The sequence below is a fragment of the Micromonospora sp. MGP-C2 genome, assembly GCF_057766525.1.
Genome location: NZ_JBYMEN010000002.1, coordinates 879,930 through 897,454 on the forward strand (window position 1 = coordinate 879,930; position 17,525 = coordinate 897,454).

Annotated in this window: 17 protein-coding genes; 9 read left to right on the forward strand and 8 right to left on the reverse strand. The window is 71.8% G+C overall.

Features of this window, described 5'->3' with window-relative positions:
• Positions 1-8: 8 nt before the first annotated feature.
• Positions 9-878 (reverse strand): manganese catalase, encoded by an 870-nt coding sequence (locus AC3CF1_RS03735; protein ID WP_396680643.1) that lies wholly within the window; start codon positions 876-878, stop codon positions 9-11.
• Positions 879-961: 83 nt separating this feature from the next.
• Positions 962-1,693, reverse strand: a complete 732-nt coding sequence (locus AC3CF1_RS03740) for a sensor histidine kinase (protein ID WP_488449534.1) — start codon at positions 1,691-1,693, stop codon at positions 962-964.
• A gap of 83 nt (positions 1,694-1,776) precedes the next feature.
• On the opposite strand from AC3CF1_RS03740, the gene AC3CF1_RS03745 reads away from it, so the two are divergent.
• Complete coding sequence (locus AC3CF1_RS03745) at positions 1,777-2,400, forward strand: response regulator (protein ID WP_488449535.1); 624 nt, start codon at positions 1,777-1,779, stop codon at positions 2,398-2,400.
• Positions 2,401-2,545: 145 nt separating this feature from the next.
• Positions 2,546-2,893, forward strand: a complete 348-nt coding sequence (locus AC3CF1_RS03750) for a histone-like nucleoid-structuring protein Lsr2 (protein ID WP_088948309.1) — start codon at positions 2,546-2,548, stop codon at positions 2,891-2,893.
• A gap of 133 nt (positions 2,894-3,026) precedes the next feature.
• On the opposite strand, the gene AC3CF1_RS03755 is transcribed toward AC3CF1_RS03750, so the two are convergent.
• The 3 genes from AC3CF1_RS03755 to AC3CF1_RS03765 form a co-directional block, all read right to left on the reverse strand.
• Positions 3,027-4,274 carry a hypothetical protein gene (locus tag AC3CF1_RS03755; RefSeq protein WP_425887195.1) on the reverse strand — a complete coding sequence of 416 codons (1,248 nt, stop codon included), beginning with the start codon at positions 4,272-4,274 and terminating at the stop codon, positions 3,027-3,029.
• Between the two features lie 294 nt (positions 4,275-4,568).
• Positions 4,569-5,450, reverse strand: a complete 882-nt coding sequence (locus tag AC3CF1_RS03760) for a PDDEXK family nuclease (protein WP_488449536.1) — start codon at positions 5,448-5,450, stop codon at positions 4,569-4,571.
• Between the two features lie 103 nt (positions 5,451-5,553).
• On the reverse strand, positions 5,554-6,426 hold the full coding sequence (locus tag AC3CF1_RS03765; RefSeq protein WP_488449537.1) for a phytanoyl-CoA dioxygenase family protein: 873 nt from the start codon (positions 6,424-6,426) through the stop codon (positions 5,554-5,556).
• Between the two features lie 414 nt (positions 6,427-6,840).
• Between AC3CF1_RS03765 and AC3CF1_RS03770 the strand changes: the two genes are divergently transcribed.
• The 3 genes from AC3CF1_RS03770 (at position 6,841) to AC3CF1_RS03780 (ending at position 9,085) form a co-directional block, all read left to right on the forward strand.
• Entirely contained in the window at positions 6,841-7,662 is an 822-nt protein-coding gene (locus AC3CF1_RS03770; protein WP_488449538.1) for an Asp23/Gls24 family envelope stress response protein, read from the forward strand.
• A gap of 76 nt (positions 7,663-7,738) precedes the next feature.
• Positions 7,739-8,323, forward strand: coding sequence for a hypothetical protein (locus tag AC3CF1_RS03775; protein ID WP_354982011.1), 585 nt, complete (start codon positions 7,739-7,741; stop codon positions 8,321-8,323).
• A 36-nt stretch (positions 8,324-8,359) separates the two neighbouring features.
• Positions 8,360-9,085, forward strand: a complete 726-nt coding sequence (locus tag AC3CF1_RS03780; RefSeq protein ID WP_355162018.1) for a helical backbone metal receptor — start codon at positions 8,360-8,362, stop codon at positions 9,083-9,085.
• A gap of 47 nt (positions 9,086-9,132) precedes the next feature.
• On the opposite strand, the gene AC3CF1_RS03785 is transcribed toward AC3CF1_RS03780, so the two are convergent.
• Entirely contained in the window at positions 9,133-10,092 is a 960-nt protein-coding gene (locus tag AC3CF1_RS03785) for a TerC/Alx family metal homeostasis membrane protein (RefSeq protein WP_406084255.1), read from the reverse strand.
• Between the two features lie 263 nt (positions 10,093-10,355).
• Here AC3CF1_RS03785 and AC3CF1_RS03790 point away from each other — a divergent pair, with 263 nt between their 5' ends.
• The gene (locus tag AC3CF1_RS03790; protein WP_141909523.1) at positions 10,356-10,748 is read left to right on the forward strand and encodes an FKBP-type peptidyl-prolyl cis-trans isomerase; all 393 of its coding nucleotides are present in this window, start codon (positions 10,356-10,358) and stop codon (positions 10,746-10,748) included.
• A gap of 55 nt (positions 10,749-10,803) precedes the next feature.
• Here the strand turns inward: AC3CF1_RS03790 and AC3CF1_RS03795 are convergent, their stop codons facing one another.
• Positions 10,804-11,190 (reverse strand): STAS domain-containing protein, encoded by a 387-nt coding sequence (locus tag AC3CF1_RS03795; protein ID WP_099853833.1) that lies wholly within the window; start codon positions 11,188-11,190, stop codon positions 10,804-10,806.
• A 184-nt stretch (positions 11,191-11,374) separates the two neighbouring features.
• Between AC3CF1_RS03795 and AC3CF1_RS03800 the strand changes: the two genes are divergently transcribed.
• A complete protein-coding gene (locus tag AC3CF1_RS03800) occupies positions 11,375-12,391 on the forward strand; it encodes an SMP-30/gluconolactonase/LRE family protein (protein ID WP_210924289.1) in 1,017 nt (338 codons plus the stop codon).
• Positions 12,392-12,499: 108 nt separating this feature from the next.
• Here the strand turns inward: AC3CF1_RS03800 and AC3CF1_RS03805 are convergent, their stop codons facing one another.
• Positions 12,500-13,750: a L,D-transpeptidase gene (locus AC3CF1_RS03805; protein WP_435794550.1), complete on the reverse strand. Its 1,251-nt coding sequence runs from the start codon at positions 13,748-13,750 to the stop codon at positions 12,500-12,502.
• A 597-nt stretch (positions 13,751-14,347) separates the two neighbouring features.
• Between AC3CF1_RS03805 and AC3CF1_RS03810 the strand changes: the two genes are divergently transcribed.
• Together AC3CF1_RS03810 and AC3CF1_RS03815 are read left to right on the forward strand one after the other, a co-directional pair.
• Positions 14,348-15,304, forward strand: coding sequence for a sugar phosphate isomerase/epimerase family protein (locus tag AC3CF1_RS03810; protein WP_355162010.1), 957 nt, complete (start codon positions 14,348-14,350; stop codon positions 15,302-15,304).
• Positions 15,305-15,326: 22 nt separating this feature from the next.
• A complete protein-coding gene (locus AC3CF1_RS03815) occupies positions 15,327-17,426 on the forward strand; it encodes a PQQ-dependent sugar dehydrogenase (RefSeq protein ID WP_355162008.1) in 2,100 nt (699 codons plus the stop codon).
• The last annotated feature ends 99 nt before the right edge of the window (positions 17,427-17,525 follow it).

Sequence of the window (17,525 nt, forward strand, 5' to 3'; positions counted from 1 at the left end):
CGGACACGTCAGGTGAGCTTGCTCTTTACCGTGTTCACGACCGAGCCGGCCACACCCGGATTGGTGCCGTACAACCGCGGGTCCCCCGGCGGCAGGACAGGCTCCGGCGCGTTCGCCCGCGGGCTGTCGCCGTAGCGGAACTCACCCTTGCCGTCCGGCGTGGGCCCGGACGCCCAGCGCCCCTCGTTGGCATCGGTGCCCGAGGAGAAGCTCAGGTAGGTGTAGCCGAACTCCTCGGTGAACTCGCCGGAGTCCGGGAACGCCTCCGGCACCGGCATGTCCTCCAAGCCGTCCTCCTTGAGCTGCTCGATCGCAGCCAGCCACATGTTCTGGTGCATCGTGTCGCGGGCCAACAGGAAGCGCAGCATCTGCTTGACGCCCGGGTCGTCGGTCATGTTGAACAACCGGGCGACCTGGAGGCGACCCTGCGCCTCCGCCGTGACGTTGAGCTGGAAGTCGGCCAGCAGGTTGCCGCTGGCGGTGACGAACGAGCCGTTCCAGGGCACCCCGTTGGAGTCGGCGGGCAACGCCCCGCCACCACCATGGATGAAGTGCGCCGGGTTCGACCCGGCGTAGGTCGCCGCGCCCCCGGGATCCTCCGCGATCCCCTCGGTCAGCGACAGCGGTGCGCTGTCCAGCAGCCGGGTGATCATCGTGACGATCATCTCGACGTGGCCCATCTCCTCGGTGCCGACGTCGAGCAGCAGGTCCTTGTACTTGCCGGGCAGCCGGCAGTTCCACCCCTGGAACAGGTACTGGTTGGCGACGGTCATCTCACCCCACTTGCCGCCCAGCACCTCCTGCAGGCGGCGGGCGAACGCGGCGTCCGGGCCGTCCGGTTTGGCTTCGAACTGCAGGTCCTTGACATGGCTGAACATCTGACCCCCTCATGACGGGAACTGGTAGAGAGTGCCGTTCCCGTCTCGGTGACCCGACCGGGCCAACCCGTGTCCCGGTGGGGTCAGCGCAGCGGGTGAACCGTCGGCAGCAGCACCTCCAGCGCCACGCCGCGCGGTCGCAGTCGGTGCACCCGCAGCGCTCCCCCGTCCGGCACGAGGAGCTGCTGCACGATCCACAGCCCCAGCCCGGACATCCCCACCGCCGGCGCCGGGCGGCGCAACGCGGACAGCAACGCGTCGTCGACCCGTCCCTCGTCGGTGACCAGGACGCTCAGGCCAGGCCCACGCACTGTGGCGTACAGCCCCACCTGCCCGTCCGGTGGCCCGTGCCGCAGCGCGTTCTCCACCAGGTTGACCAGCACCTGGCGGGTCCGTCCGGCCGGCACCGGGCAGGCGCCCGCCCGCCGGGTGGCCCGCGCACGCCGCCGACCGGCCGGCACCAACGCGGCGGCCTCGCGCAGGATGCCCGCCAGCGGGACGACCGGCTCCGGCTGTGGAGCCAGCGCCAGCGCGCCGGTGCCGGCGGTCGCGTCGCGTAGCAGACTCTGCAGGTGGACGGCCTGGTCGCGGGCCAACTCGCTGATCGCCCGCCGGTCGGCGCCGCTGAGCTCTCGCTGCTCGTCGGCCAGCGCGCGGGTCAGCGACGTCAGGGTGCTGATCGGCGTACGGAACTCGTGGCACAACACCCGCAGCAGCAACTCCGAATCCGCCACCGGTGGTCGCATCTCGCCTGGAGTTGGCTCGATCCGGCGCAACCCTCGCAGCAGGCCCTGCAGACCGTGGCGTGCGCGCATCCACCCGACTCCCCTCGTTCGGTGCGTACCCGCATGATCGGTACCCGCTGGGGAACGGCGCAGACATGCCGGGAGCCTCCACCATGCGACTTGTCGTCGTGGACGATCACCCCCTCTTCGTCCGCGGCCTCGAACTGCTGCTCCCCATCACCACCGACGGCCGCGCCGAGGTGGTCGCCTCGACCGGCGACGCCGCAGCCGCCGCGGCGCTGGTCAGCCAGTGGCAGCCCGACCTGGCCCTGGTCGACCTGCACATGCCCCCACCGGGAGGCATCCGGGCGGTGGGCGCGATCCGGCGGACCACCCCACGGGTACGGGTGGTCGCGATGTCCGGTTCAGCCGACCCGGCGCCGGCGCTGGAGGCGCTGCGGGCCGGCGCCGAGGGCTTCCTGCCGAAGACCAGTGAACCGGAGGAACTGCTGCCCCCGCTGCTGGCGGTCCTGGAGGGGTGGGCCGTGCTGCCGGCCGAACTGCTGCACGCCATGCTGCGGCCGACCCGCGCCGCCCCGGTCGACCTGGACGGCGAGGAACGTCGGCTGCTGCGGGCGATCGCCGCCGGCCGCAACACCATCGAGATCGCCGACGAACTGCACGTCTCGGAGCGGACGGTGAAACGAATGACCGCCGCGTTGCTGCGCAAGTTGCGGGTGTCCAACCGGGCGGAGGCAGCCGCCCTCGCCGGGCACGCCGGCCTCCTCGACGAATGAGACCGCTTCATCGCGCGCGATTCACGGTTTTGCTCGGTAACAGAATCGCGACGCGCCGAATGAATGGGACGCATATTGTTGCGGATTACCGGGGTGATAGGTCAGACTTTGGACACATCCCGCCGCACACAGGGAGTAATCGGCAATGGCGAGAAAAGTAATCACGGTCCTGACCGACGACCTCGACGGTGGGAAGGCAGACCGGACGGTCGAGTTCAGTCTCGACGGCGTGGCCTACACGATCGACGTCTCGGACGAGAATGCGGGTGTCCTGCGCAAGGCACTGGACCCGTACATCAATGCGGGTCGGCGGATCGGGCGTGGCCCGGTGGAGAGCGCCCGCACAGTCCGGCGGCCGGGGCGACCCGCCGGCGCGGGAATGGATCGGGAGCAGAACCGGGCCATCCGGGAATGGGCCGTCAAGAACGGCTACAAGATTTCCGAACGAGGCCGGATCCCGGTCGAGGTCGTCGAGGCTTACAAGAGCCGCTGACGCAGGAGTTGACGATGGGGCCACGCCGGAAACGGTGAGGCCCCATCGGATTGTCCGGGCACCAGAACAACGCGGCGGCCGGTCACCCGGGGGTTGTCGCCCCGGGTGACCGGCCGCCGCCGGTCAGCCTGGATCAGTTGACGGTGATCCGCACCGAGTCGAACGCGGGCGTCTGGTTGGCCCGCTCCATCATCGGCAGTCGGTGCGAACCGTCGCCGGCCCAGACGGAGCACTGTGCCGTACCCGACTCCGGCAGGCCTGGGATCTGGATGGTCACCTCGTCAGGCTGGGCGCCACCGCGGCCGTCCTCGGTCGCGACGAAGAACGCGGGCACCTCCTGCGGCTCCGGCGGAGCGGTCAGGCTGTCCAGCATCCGGCATGCGGTGTGGAAGTGGCCCCGGACCAGGCCCTGGGCGTTGAGCAGCGAGCTCTCCACGTAGTAACCACCCTGACCGGCGGCGAGGAAGCGGTCCCGGACCAGGTTGCGGGTGCTGACCCGCAGGGTGAAGGCCTGATTCTGGCCGACCTGCTGGGGGAACTGGGTGATCAGCAGCGACGGGTTGTTCGCGGCGGCGCCGACCTCACCGAACTCGGTGCTCACGCAGCGGTTGCCGTTCTGGAAGCCGTTGTGCGGCTGGAGCTGGCTCTCGTCACAGTCGTTGGCCAGCACGCCGAGCCCGGCGCCGGGGGCGGTGCCGCCGTTGTTGCCACCGGGAGTGGTGGTGGGGGTGGTGGTGGGGGTGCCGCCACCGTTGTTGCCGCCGGAGTTGTTGGTCGGCTGCACCTGGCACTCGGCGAGCTGCGCGAGACCCTGCGGCCGGGGACCGACCCGGTCGATGGCCGTCGTGATCCGGTCCAGCACCGCGCGCCGCTTGCCGGCCAGCGGTTGGAGGATCGCGCTGCGGATGAACGCCTCACCCTTGTTGCCCTCGGCGGCCAGCCTGCGGTCCGCCTCGGCGATCTGGGCCTGCAGCTGGGCGAGGTTGCGGTCCACCTCGGCCCGCGCCCGGTCCGGCACCTGCGGCAGTTTGGCCGTCACGTCCGGGCAGGCAATGGCTGTGCCGGTGCCCACCGTGCCGTCCTTACCGTCCTCACACTCGGGGACCGACTGCTGTCCGTCACCCCAGTGATTACGCACCCACCGACCGTTCTGCCAGGTGCGGCTGGTCGAACCGCCGCCCGTCGGCGCGGTCGCGCCCGGGCTCGGTTCCACGCACTGCCCAGCAGCCGGGCGCGGCTTATTTGTCCGCCGGTCCTGGGCCGACGAAATCTGGGTCACGGCGACGACTCCGCCGAAGACCGCGAGCGTGCCGACAACGGCCAGCAGACGCTTGCTCCGCGCGTTGCCGGATGACCGGCCCGCCCGTGTGGACCTGCGCATCGAATTGTTCTCCTTCTCGATCCGGTAGTGGATTCCTGGCCTCGGCGGACCGACGGATGTCAGATGGCACGCCACGGCGGCGAGCACCGTGACCTACCCGGTAATGCGTCGATGGCCGACGATGCCCTTTCCACACCGTCCCCCGGGTCCCGACGACGCGGATGGGAGATCCTGTTCATTCGCGCAGGAGTACGGGTGGGCGACGGGGAAGGTTCAACCGGCGCACAGGAAATTGCCGCGACCCGGCATCGAGCTGGCGCGGAGCGGAAAATCAGCAGGTGGAACGGGTGCCGATCAGTCGGCGCAGAGGTGGTCGAAGGCGAATCCGCCCACCAGTTCGTGGCGGCGCCCGCGCAGCGCGACGATCTGCGCGGTCAACTCGTCGCGCGGGACCAGGTCCGAGGCGACGTTCTCCCGCAGCCGTTCCCCGACGGCGACCGTGGCGAGATCCTCGGCCAACCGGGCCGCGTCGATGCCGCAGGAGAAGCGGTGCTCGGTCACCGAGACCCGCTCGACGAGGCACGCGTCGGGGCGGACCTGCACCCAACTCCACCCCTGCGCCGGCCCGTCCACCCAGCGCACGTGCAGCCCTCGCACGATCGGGTCGGCCACCCGCCCGGCCACGTACGCCTCGACCGCCGCCGCCCGGGTCAGCGCGCCGAGGTCGTTGACCGGTCCGGTACGGCCGTCGGGCAGCCGACCGAGGATGTCCCGGAATCCCACCGGGGCGGGGTCGTCCCCGGCGGCGGTCACACCGGCGCCTCCCGCGGCGTAGGCGCGCGCGTCGATCACGTACTCCACCAGGCGGCGGCCATGCTCGGCCGCCCGCAACGTCGGCGAGCCGATCCGCAGCACCGGCAGGCCGACGGCGGCGCTCACCGCGTCCTTCAGCCGCTCGACGCGCTGCTCGGCGGAGCCGGCGGGCGCGACGGGGCCGATCTCCACGGCGACGATCGCCCGGCCGGTGTCGGCCGCGTAGACCACGAAGTCGAAGCTGGCGCGGCTGGCCGAACTCCACTGGCTGCCGGTGACACCGGGCGGGCGGCCCTGGACCAGGTCACTGAGCCGGCGCGCCGGGTAGACCCGGTGGCCGGCGCGGGCGAGCAGCTGGTCGCGCCCATCCTCGGCGGGCACCGCCCGCAACCAGCCGCGGTCGTCGCTGCCGATGCTCGTCATCTGCCTGATCCATCCGCCGGTCGGTCGAGCCGGGCCGAGTCTAGGTGGTCGATCATGACCTGCACCTCGGCGGTGCGGCCGGTCCGGCGTACCCGGCCGCCCGTTACTCGGCGGCGCCCATCACCAGGCCCTCGATGGTGTGCTTCTGCCGGATCGGCTCCAGCCGGTCCACCACCGGGCAGGGCAGGTGCTGCCGGACCAACGGCGGCAGGCTCTCCCAGTAGCCGCGGGTGACGGCCATGTCGTGGTGGGCGGCGTTTCCCGCTCCCGGGGCGTCGACGCCGAGCACCAGCACGGGGCGGGCCGACCGGGAGACGTTCGGGGTGCCGCGGTGGATGGTCAGCGCCGAGCGGGCCGAGATGTCCCCGCGCTGCGGGTACTTGCGCACCGCCCGCCGCTGGTAGCGCGGGTAGCGCTCCCGTGGCGGGAACATCTCGTGGTCGAAGTCGGCGCCGTGGTCCCACTGGGTGCCCGGGGCGATCTCGAACGGCCCCATCTCCTCCACCGTGTCGACGGTGGTCAGATTGAACGCCAACGAGGTGAGGCGCCGCTGCCTGCGGGTCTCCTCCGGCATCGGGAAGTCCCGGTGCCACGGTTGCATGGCAGCGCCGGGGAAGGGAATGTCGAAGCCCAGCTCGACGATTTCGTACTCCGGGCCCAGGACCGCCTGGCAGACCGACACCACCCAGGGCTGGGTGACCAGGTCGACGAAGCCCCGCAGTTGCTCCGGATGGATCTCCACATACCACCGCTGCGGGCCTCGTCCGACGGCACCGTCGGGCCGGGAGCGCGCCTCGTCGAACGCGGCGGCGACATCCTCGCCGACCTGGTCCACCCACGCCACGTCGAACGCGCCCCGGCAGGCCGTGATCCCGTCGCGGTAGAGGTCGCCGAGCGTCTCGACCGGCACCTCGTCCGGGGCGACGGACGTGGGGTGGGCGGGCGACGCCGCTGGTGGGGCCGGGGAGACGCGCATCGAGGGCTCCTGGGGGTCGAAGCGTGGATTACAACGTTGTAGAAGCGTGTCAAGAACCAGCAACCGGCGCCAGCACTCAAGGCGAGTGTGTGACGCAGGTCACGTCGAAGTCGTGTTCCACGGGTGCGCGGCGGGTGTATTCAGCCGGGTCGCCGGTAGCGGACCGGCCGGGAGGTCAGCATGTCGCGACAACAGCTCGGCACCGCCGCCGCCAGCGGTATGGCCGCTGGCCACCAGCAGGATGACCCGCGTCGCGCCCGCCGGCCCCGACTGGCCGGTGACCCGACCATCCGCCGCCGCCCTCGCGCTGATCGCGCGGGTCGACACCACCGGCTTCCTTCGCGGCCCGTCGCCATCCGCCCGACCGTCGGCACCACAGGGACCACGCGCGTCATCCGGACCAGCAGTCCCACCATGCCTGCCGACGCGGGCCGGTATCCGACCAGTCGACGTCCTGCCGGGCCGGACCGCCGTGGGCCGAGCACCGTCACGGCGGCGGACGTCGCGCGGATCGCGGCCGAAGTGGCCCGCCGGGTGTCCGGCGTGACCGGCGCTCACCCGACCGCCGTGCGTCTGGCCGGTGGGTCCGTGGGACTCGACCTGCACCTGGTCACCTCGTACGGGCACAGCGTGCCCGCCGTGGCCGAGGCGGTCCGGGTGGCGGTCTCCGAGCGGGTGGCCGCCGAAACCGGCGTCTTCGTGGCCGCGGTGACCATCACGGTGGACGACCTGCTCGTGCCCGGGGTGGACGGCACTGTGGCAGGGCGGCCCGTCCGGCGGCCGGAGGCCGACATGCCGACGATCAACCGGGCCGCCTCGGTGCTGCTGGCCGTCGCCCTGCTCGCCGGTGGCGTGCTGCTGGCCGTACAGGCGCTGCTGGTCGCGCTGGGTCGCCCGGCGTCGCTGCTCGCGCGCACCGGCTGGTACGACGCGCTGACCAGCACCCGTTGGCACGACCCGGAGGTTCGCGCCGTGGCCGGCGGGACCGTACTGCTGGGCCTGGTGATCCTGGCCGCCCAGCTGCGCCGCTGGACACCGGCCCGGCTGCGGATCGACGAGCGGGATGGTTGGCACCTGCGGCGGCGGTGTCTGGAACGCCGGTTGACCGAGGCGGCCGCGACCGTGCCGGGTGTACGCCAGGCGCGGGTGCGCATCCGGCGGGACGGTGACCAGTGGCGCCCCGGGTGCGAGCCACCGGCGACCCGGCGGCCCGTTCGGAGGTCGAGTTCGCGGTGAGCCAGGAGCTGCGGCAGCTCGCCTCGCATCGTGCCGGCCGGATCGAGATCCGCCTGCTGCCCCACCGGCGGCCGGCATGACGGATGCCGCACACCGGCTGCTGTGGACCGTCGTCGCGCTGCTGCTGGTGGCGCTCGGAGCGACAGCGCTGGGGGCCAGCCTCGGCGCGCTGCCCGGCAGCGACCCGGGTGCGCCGCTGCTCGGGGCGGGGTTGCTGGACGCGTGGCGAGTGGCCGCGCCGTGGAGCACAGTGGCCGCGGCGGTCGCCGGAGCGCTGACCGCCCTCACCGGCCAGCGCCTGTTGGGCCGTGAGCTACGTCGGCCCCGCCAGGCACTGCACGGCATGCTGAGCCACCCCGGACGCCACCCGGGACGCACCCGCCTGGCTACCGACGTCCTCGTCGACGCACTGGAGCGCGACCTGACCGGCGACCCCGGGGTGCGCCGCGCCCGGGTGGTGCTCACCGGCACACCGGGACGTCCCGACGTGTGGATCCGGGTGGATCTGACGGCCGACGCCCGGGCCGACGCCGTACGCGAGCACGTCGACGCCGCGGTCCGCCGGTTCGCGACGACCGCCGGCTGCACACCGGCGCACCTCGACGTGACCGCCCGCATCGAGCCCCGCCGGCCCGGACCGGGGTTGCCACGACGGGCATGATCGGTGCCGGGACCGGTGGCGGACGGAGGTGGGCGGGTGCGGGTGGTGTCGTTGGTGCCGTCACTGACCGAGGCGGTGGCGGTGACAGTGCCGGGAGTTCTGGTCGGGGCCACGGACTGGTGCAGCCACCCGGCCGGGCTCGACGTCGCCCGGGTCGGCGGCAGCAAGTACCCGGACCTGGACCGGGTGCGCGCCCTGCGGCCGGATCTGGTGCTGCTGAACGTGGAGGAGAACCGCCGCGACGACGCGGAAGCGCTGCGGGCGGCCGGCGTGCCGGTGCGGGTCACCTATCCGCGTACGGTCGCGGGCGCTCTGACCGAGCTGGGCGAGCTGCTCGCCGAGCTGGGGGCGCCGACCGAGCCGGCCTGGCTGCGCGACGCCCGGCGGGCGTGGGCCGAGCCGCCCCGGCTGGCCCCGCCCCGCCGGGCGGTGGTGCCGGTGTGGCGTCGGCCGTGGGTGGTGCTCGGCGGCGACACGTTCGCCGGTGACGTGCTGCGTCGGCTCGGTGTGGTCAACACCTACGACGAGCATCCCGAGCGCTATCCCCGTCCCACGCTTGCCGAGTTGCGCGAGCGGGAGCCCGAGCTGGTGGTGCTGCCCGACGAGCCGTACCGGTTCACGGCCGACGACGGGCCCGAGGCGTTCCCCGGCGTACCGTGCGCGCTGCTCTCCGGTCGGCACCTCACCTGGTACGGCCCCTCGCTGGCCGAGGCGCCCGCCCTGCTGGCCGAGCAGCTGACCCGCCCGGTCGTGGTCGGCTGACCCGACGCGGCCGGCGGCTCAACCGCCGGCTCCGGCGGCCTGGCGCCTCAGCGGCCGTTTCCGGGACGCCGCGCGGCTGGGATGCTGGCGCCGATGGAGACCGCCAGGGTCAGCACCACCACCGCGAGGGTCAACCAGACCGGCAGTTTGCCCACCGGCGTCTCGGCGAGGATGAGCTTCAGCCCCGCGAAGGCCAGCAGCAGCGCGAGCCCGTACCGCAGGTAGCCGAAGTGTCGCAGCAGGCCGGCGAGGCAGAAGTAGAGGCTGCGCAGACCCAGGACGGCGAACGCGGTGGCCGTCCAGACCAGGAACGTGTTGGTGGTGATGGCGAGGATCGCCGCCACCGAGTCGATGGCGAACACCACGTCGGTGGCCTCGATCGCGACGAGGGCCACCAGCAGCAGCGTCGCCACCCGCCGGCCGGCGACCCGGGCGGTGAACCGGTCGCCGTGGAAGCGGGCGTCGGTGGGCACCAGCCGACGGAACAACCGGACCACGACGTTGCGGTCCGGGTCGACGTCCGGCTTTCCGCGTACGGCCAGCCGCCAACCGGTCCAGATCAGGAAGGCGCCCAGCACGAACCCGGCCCAGGCGAGCCGGTCCAGCAGCTCGGCGCCCGCGAAGATGAACAGCAGACGGAAGAGAAGCGCCCCCACGACGCCCCAGAACAGCACCTTGTGCTGGTAGCCGGGCGGCACCTGGAAGTAGCCGAAGAGCAGGGCGAAGACGAAGACGTTGTCCACCGAGAGGGCCTTCTCCAACAGGTAACCGGAGAAGTAGGCGATGGCCGGGTCGCCGCCGAGGCCCCACCACACGACCAGCCCGAACAGCAGGCCCGCGCCGATCCAGACGGCGCTCCACAGGATTGCCTCGCGCAGCTCGATGACGTGGTTGTCCCGGTGCAGGAGCACGTCCACGGCGAGCATCACCGCGATCACCGCGCTGACCGCCGCCCAGGCCCACAGCGGGACCGTGACCGTCGCCTCAGCCACCGACGCCCTCCGCATCGACCACGGTGCACCGCCCGCACCCCGCCGGCCGGCCGTTCCCGAGCCTAGGCGAACGGCCGGCCCGACGTCGGCGGTCGGGCGAAGTCCGGGGCCTCTGGTCGTACCGTCGAGGGGTTGGTCGTGGCCGTCGGCCCTGCCATCGCCGGCGCGGCGCGGCGGGCGATCGAGCAGGTGGCGGGTCCGCCGCACATCGGTGAGGGGCGATCCGGCAGGATCGACGGTGACCGGACACATCACCCAACACGGCAGGAGATCCCCGCATGAACCAGGCAGCAGGCGCCCGATCGGGCAAGCCCGAGGTGGGTCCGATCGAGGGTGCACCGCCGGCCGACCTCGTGATCGAGGACATCACCGTGGGCGACGGCCCGCAGGCCGAGGCAGGCCAGCTGGTCAGCGTGCACTACGTCGGGGTGTCGCACTCCACCGGCGGCGAGTTCGACTCGTCGTGGAACCGGGGTGAGGCGTTCGAGTTCCCGCTCGGCGGCGGTCAGGTCATCGCAGGTTGGGACCAGGGCGTCGTGGGCATGCGTGTCGGCGGCCGCCGCCGCCTGACCATCCCGCCGCACCTCGGGTACGGCGACCGGGGCGCGGCCGGCGTCATCGCGCCGGGCGAGACGCTGATCTTCATCGTCGACCTGCTCGGCGTGCGCTGACCGATTGTCCGGGGGTCGCCGGCTCACGCCGGCGGCCCTCGCGCCGCGCCTCGGGTCAGGCGACCAGTTGCAGGTGCGCGGTCGCGGGAAGCGGGCGGCGCGCCGCCTCGACCACCCGGGCCGGCTCCAGGATCGGCATCACGCGGTGCAGACCGGTCGCGCGCAGCACCCGCGCCACCACCGGGCTCGGGTCGACCAGGACCAGCTCGCCGCCGCGAGCCCGCACGCGCAGATGCGCGGCGAGCAGGGTGCGGATGCCGGCGGCGGAGAGCAGCCGCAGCTCGGACAGGTCCAGCTGGAGCACCGGACGAGGCGGCGCGGACCACAGCGCGGATCGGAACGCGGCGACCGTGGCGATGTCGACCTCGCCGGCCACCCGCATGAGGACCATCCGGTCACCCACGCTGACCTGCACGTCGAGCCGGTCGCTGTGCTCTTCCATGCCCTGAAATCTAGCCGCCACCCCCGACAGTTTCGCCCCTCCGCGGAGTGATTCCGGGTACGCCCAGGGTCATACCCCGAGGTGCTGCCCCTCCCACTCAGGGTGGAGCCCGGAGCCCAAGCGTCGGCACGCCGCGCGAGCGGCGAAACGGGGACGGCCGACAGCGGCGGTGGAGAATAGGCGGATGCTGATCCCCCGGCCCCGACCGCCCCGGTTGATCCGTCCCGTCCGGGAGCCGGCAACCGTCCCTCCGGCACTGACCGGGGCGTGGGCTCCCACCGACCGCCGGCTCGACCAGGCCGAGGTGCTGCCCCTCCCCGACGGCGCCGTCGGGCCGGAGGACGTGCTCATCGACCGCACCGGGCGGGTGATCAGCGGCGACGAGGAGGGTCGACTCTGGTGGTGGCCGGTCGACGCGCCGGCCGGCACCCGACCCCGGCTGCTGGCCGAGACCGGTGGCCGACCGCTCGGCATCGAGCTGGACCCGTCCGGCGAGGCCCTGGTGGTCTGCGATGCGTACCGGGGGCTGCTGCGGGTCACGCCCGACGGCACGGTACGCGAACTGACCGGGACGACACCTCCGGTGCACCTGGCCAACAACGCGACGGTGGGCCGCGACGGCACCATCTACTTCACCGACAGCTCCGACCGGTTTCCGGTGTCGCACTGGAAACGGGACCTGCTGGAGCACCGCCCCAACGGCCGGGTGCTCGCCTACCACCCGGGCAGCGGTCGCACCGAGGTGGTGGCCGACGGGTTGTACTTCCCCAACGGGATCGCGCTGACCCCGGACGAGTCGGCCCTGATGCTGGTGGAGACCAGCACCCACCGTCTGCTGCGCGTGGAGTTGGGCGGCGGTGTGCGGGTCCTGGCCGACCTGCCCGCGTACCCGGACAATCTCGCCGCGGTGGGCGACGGGACGTACTGGATCGCGCTGCCCAGCCCACGGGTGCCGATCGCCGAACGGTTGCTGCCGCATCCGCGACTGCGCCAGATCGCCGCGCTGCTGCCCGACGCGATGCAGCCACAGCCACGCCGCTACGGGCTGGTCGCGCTGGTCGACGGCGACGGCGGGGTCCGCCGGACGCTGCACGGCCCGAACGGGCACTACCGGATGATCACCGGGGTACGCCAGCACGGCGACCACCTGTGGCTGGGCAGCCTGATCGGGACCGGGGTGGCCCGCGTACCCCTGGGGTGATCGCTCCCACGCCCCTTGGCGGTGCGGCCCTTGCCTCGACGGCGTCAAGGCGACGACGGGGCCGGTCCGCCAGGTGGCGGGCCGGCCCCGAAGGCTGGCGGCGGTGACTCAGCGACCGCTGACCGAGGGTGCCGGGGCGGGCGACCCGCCGGCCACCGCTCCCGGGTGCGCCGGGGCGACCGGCGCGGGCTTGAGCCCGGGCGGCACCGGCAGGGCGCTGCCCCGGACGAACTCGTCCCAGCTCACGTTCCACGCGGTCCAGCCGTTGCCGGGCTGCAACTCCACCTCGGTGCCCTTGACGGTGACCAGGTCACCGACCTGGGTCACCCCCATCAACCAGTCCGCCGCGGTGGCGGACACGTTGGCGCAGCCGTGCGAGACGTTGGTGTTGCCCTGGTCCCCCTCCGACCACGGGGCGGAGTGGATGAATTCGCCACCCCAGGTGTAGCGCTGCGCGTCGTCGACGTCGACCACGTACCCGCCGTTGGGCTCCCCCCGGGTGTCGAAGGTGGTCCGTTGGTGCTTCTCCATGATCACCATCTTGCCGCTGGAGCTCGGGGTGCTCGGCTTACCCAGGCTGACCGGGATCCGGCGGACCTGCTTGCCGTCGCGCATCACCGTCATCTGCTTGGTGGCGTTGTCGATCTCCAGTGAGACCTGGCGTCCGATCTTGGAGGTCGCGGTCCGCTCGGAGTCGCCCACCAGGTCCTTCCCGATCGGCAGACCCTCCAAGCCGGCCCGGACGCTGATCGTGGTCCCCGGCTTCCAGAAATCGGGTGCCCGGTAATAGACCTGACTTCCGTCCTCGAGCCACGACCAGGTGCCCGGCTGCGGGGGATTCGTCTTCACGAACAACCGCCGCTGGACATCCGCTCTGGCCTCTTTCGGAATTCCCGGGTCGAACGCGACGGTTACCGGCATCGCCGTGCCGTACGTCCGATTGCCGACGAAATAGAGAGTGCTGGTGATCTGCGGTTTGGTGGATTTCGCCATCGTGGTGAACGTGGTGCTGCGAGTGGTGGTGGCACCGGAGTCGCCGGTGGCGGTCACCTCGGCGGTGTAGGTCCGTCGCGGTTGCAGCGGCGCGCTCGGCACCCAGCCCGAGCCATCCTCGCGCGGCTCGGCGTTGACCTGCTTGCCCTTGTCGTCAGTGAGGCGTACGCCAGTGACCCTGCCGCCCTTGACCACGGTGCCCACCTCAGCGCTGACCGGCACGTCGCGGGTCTTGTCCCCCGGTGTCACGGCGAGCTCCGGCGGGGCGGCGTGCCCCTTGGCCGAACCGGTCGCCGACTCCCGGTTGGCGGTGCACCCACCCAGGACGAGTGGTGCGGCTGCGATGGTTACCGCCAACATCGTCAATCGCCGCCTAGACGTCATGTTCAGTCCCCCCGTTTTTGACTTCCCTCTGTCACATTCTCGCTTCTTCGACAGGGGCGTCCACGGCATTCGCAAATAATCGGAGGCGCATTTATCGACGCATTTTCCGCCAATGTTCCGCTTGGCGGATGGGGCGTTCAAGCGACCTGTGTCACGCTCTTTGCTCTGCTTGAGCGACCGCCACACCGGCTGTCCGGATCAGGGCGGACCCCGGGGCGCGGCTCGGCGCGGCCCGGCCGGCGCGGCGCGGAAGTAGGAGGTCGCGGCAGGCGGCGCACCTCGGGGGCGGACTTTTGTCAGTTGGAGCGAAACTTCTGCCGATCACGACGAAGCTTTGCCTTCGTCCGGAGGCAAGGGTAGGGTCACGATCCAGATAGAGGGTTGCCCATTCGTCGATCAGCTCGCCGCCACCCCTGCCGGGTCGCCGCGTTCCGCCCCCGAGGGGTCCGGGCCGCACCCGAGCGCCGTCCCTCACCGTCCAGCCGGAGCCAGCCTCCGGCCGGTTCGGCGCGTCCGGGCGACGGCAGCCAGGTCGACTGCCGTAGACGGCATGCCAGCCGTCAGGAAGGGACCACCACCATGGATCAACAGATCAACCAACCGGAGCCGACAGCGGTGTCCGAGCCGGTCAGCCGCCGTGCGGTTCTGCGCGCCGCGACCGTTTCCGCCGCTGCCGTCGGCGCTGCCGGTATGTTCGTCGCTCCGGCCGCCGCCGCGCCCGCCGCGCAGTCCCACGGCCGGCGCCGGGTTCCGGTGGACCGGATCAGCATCCAGCTCTACACGCTGCGCGATCAACTCGCCGCCGACCTGCCCGGCACCCTGGACGCGCTGCGCCGGATCGGCTACCGCCGGGTGGAGCACGCCGGTTTCGTCGGACGCACCGCCGCGCAGTTCCGGGCGGCGCTCGACGAGGCCGGGCTGCGCGCCACCTCCGGGCACACCGGCATCCCGCAGCCGTTCGACGCCGCCACCTGGGAACAAGCCCTCGCCGACGCGAACGTCGTGGGGTGCAAGAAGATCGTCCACCCGTACTTCGGTCGGGACGCGAGCGGCCAGGCGATCCGGGACCCCAACGTCTACCGGGCCCTGGCGCGCGACCTGAACAAGGCCGGCCGGATGGCCGAACGTGCCGGGCTCGACTTCGGCTACCACAACCACCAACTGGAGTTCGTGCCGTTGACCGACGGTTCGACCGGGTTCGACATCCTCACCGGGCAGACCGATCCCCGACTGGTCCACTTCGAGCTCGACCTCTACTGGACCTGGCGGGGCGCGCACGACCCGGTCGACGTGATCCGGGCCAACCGCGGCCGGATCCGTCAGGTGCACGTCAAGGACCTCGACGTCGAGGGCGGTTTCGCCGACCTCGGCGACGGCCTCATCGACTTCGGTCGGATCTTCGCCCACGAGCGCGAGGCCGGCATCGAGGAGTACATCGTGGAGCGCGACGACGCAGGCACCCCGCCACGCTCCCCCGCCGACGCCCTGGACACCGCCCGGGTCGGCTTCGACTATCTCGCTTCACTCCGGTACTGAAAGCACCTCGGGGGACCACTTGATGAACAGGACCGCATTCGCGTCCGCCCTGCTGCTGGTGACGGCCGGCCTGGTCGTACCACCGTCAGCCGCGGCCGCCGCACCGGCCGCACCGCCGGACAGCAGCTTCCAGAAAGTGACACTGAACGACTTCCCGGGCGAGCCGATGAGCCTCGCCGTCCTGCCCGACCTGCGGGTGCTGCACACCTCCCGCACCGGCGAGGTCCGCATCCACGACCCGCGCACCGGGCTGAACACCCTCGCCGCCGACATCCCCGTGTACGAGCACGACGAGGAAGGGCTGCAGGGGGTCGCCATCGACCCGAACTTCGCCCAGAACAAGTGGGTCTACCTCTACTACTCACCGCCGATGAACACGCCGGTCGACGACCCGGCGACGCCCGACGTCAACGAGGGGGACGCGCCGGAGGTCGGCACGGAAGCGGACTGGCAGCGGTTCAAGGGCGCGCTGCGGCTGTCCCGGTTCAAGCTGGACGGAATGAGGTTGAACCTCGCCAGCGAGCAGCAGATCATCGACGTGCCCACCGACCGGGGCATCTGCTGCCACGTCGGCGGCCAGATCGACTTCGACAGCCTGGGCAACCTGTACCTGTCGACCGGTGACGACACCAACCCGTTCGCCTCCGACGGCTACATCCCGATCGACGAGCGGGCCGACCGCAATCCGGCGTACGACGCCCAGCGCACCTCGGCCAACACCAACGACCTGCGCGGCAAGCTGCTGCGTATCAAGGTGAAGGCCGGTGGTGGTTACACGGTGCCGGCCGGCAACCTGTTCAAGCCGGGCACGGCGAAGACCCGCCCGGAGATCTACGCGATGGGGCTGCGCAACGCGTTCCGGTTCGCCGTCGACCGGCGTACCAACGACGTGTACCTGGGCGACTACTCCCCCGACGCCTCCAACCCGAACCCGGAGCGCGGGCCGGCCGGGCACGGCCGCTGGATGCGAATCGACAAGCCGGCGAACTACGGCTGGCCGTACTGCGTCACGCCGACGATCGCCTACCGCGACTACGACTTCGCCACCGGTCAGTCCGGCGCCAAGTTCAACTGCAAGCGCCCGGTCAACGACTCACCCCACAACACGGGCAAGCGGATCCTGCCGCCGGTGGAGCAGCCGGAGGTCTGGTATCCCTCCGCCGCCTCCGGGGAGTTCCCGCAGCTGGGTTCGGGCGGCATCGGCCCGATGGGTGGCCCGGCGTACGACTACGACGGGACCAGCACGTCGCGTACCCGCTGGCCGGCCTACTACGACGGGGTGCCGCTGTTCTACGAGTGGACCCGCGACTACATCAAGGAGTTCCGCCTCGACGAGGACGGTGACGTCACCGACATCCGGCCGGTGGTGCCATCGCTGGTCGTGGACAACCCGATGGACATGGAGTTCGGCCCGGACGGCGCGCTCTACGTGCTGGAATACGGCGACGGCTACTTCGCCGAGAACCCGGATGCCCAGCTGTCCCGGATCGACTTCGTCCGGGGCAACCGGACGCCGATCCCGAAGATCAGTGGCACCCCGACGGTCGGGCAGGCCCCGCTGACCGTCGCGTTCTCCAGCGCCGGCACCACCGACCCGGACGGTGACAGGCTCAGCTACGCGTGGGACTTCAACGCGGACGGCTCGGTGGACAGCACCGACCCCAACCCGACGTGGACGTTCCAGGAGAACGGCTCGTACACCCCGACGGTGAAGGTGACCGACCGCACCGGACGCTCCGCCTCGGCGACCCTGCCGCTGGTGGTCGGGCCGACCGCGCCGATCATCGAGTTCGTCACCCCGGTGGCCGGGCAGCCGTTCCAGTTCGGGCAGACCGTCGCGTACGAGGTGAAGGTCACCGACGACCTGCCGGTGGACTGCTCCCGGGTGAAGGTCACCTACGTGCTCGGGCACGACGAGCACGGGCACCCGCTCTCCACGGCGACCGGGTGCTCCGGGACGATTCCCACCTTCGTGGACGGTGGGCACAGCGGCGCGGACAACCTGACCGCGGTGTTCGTCGCCGAGTACACCGACGCGCCGACCGAGCCGGGTGTGCCGCCGCAGTCGGCCTCGGCCACTGTCGTGCTGGACCCGGACCCGGTGGCGGGTCTGGCCGGCTGATCACCTCACGATGACAGCGGCGGCGACCGGAGTGATCCGGTCGCCGCCGCTCGTCGTTCCACCACCGACCGCCGGTCGAGGGCGGTTGCCCGGCTGACC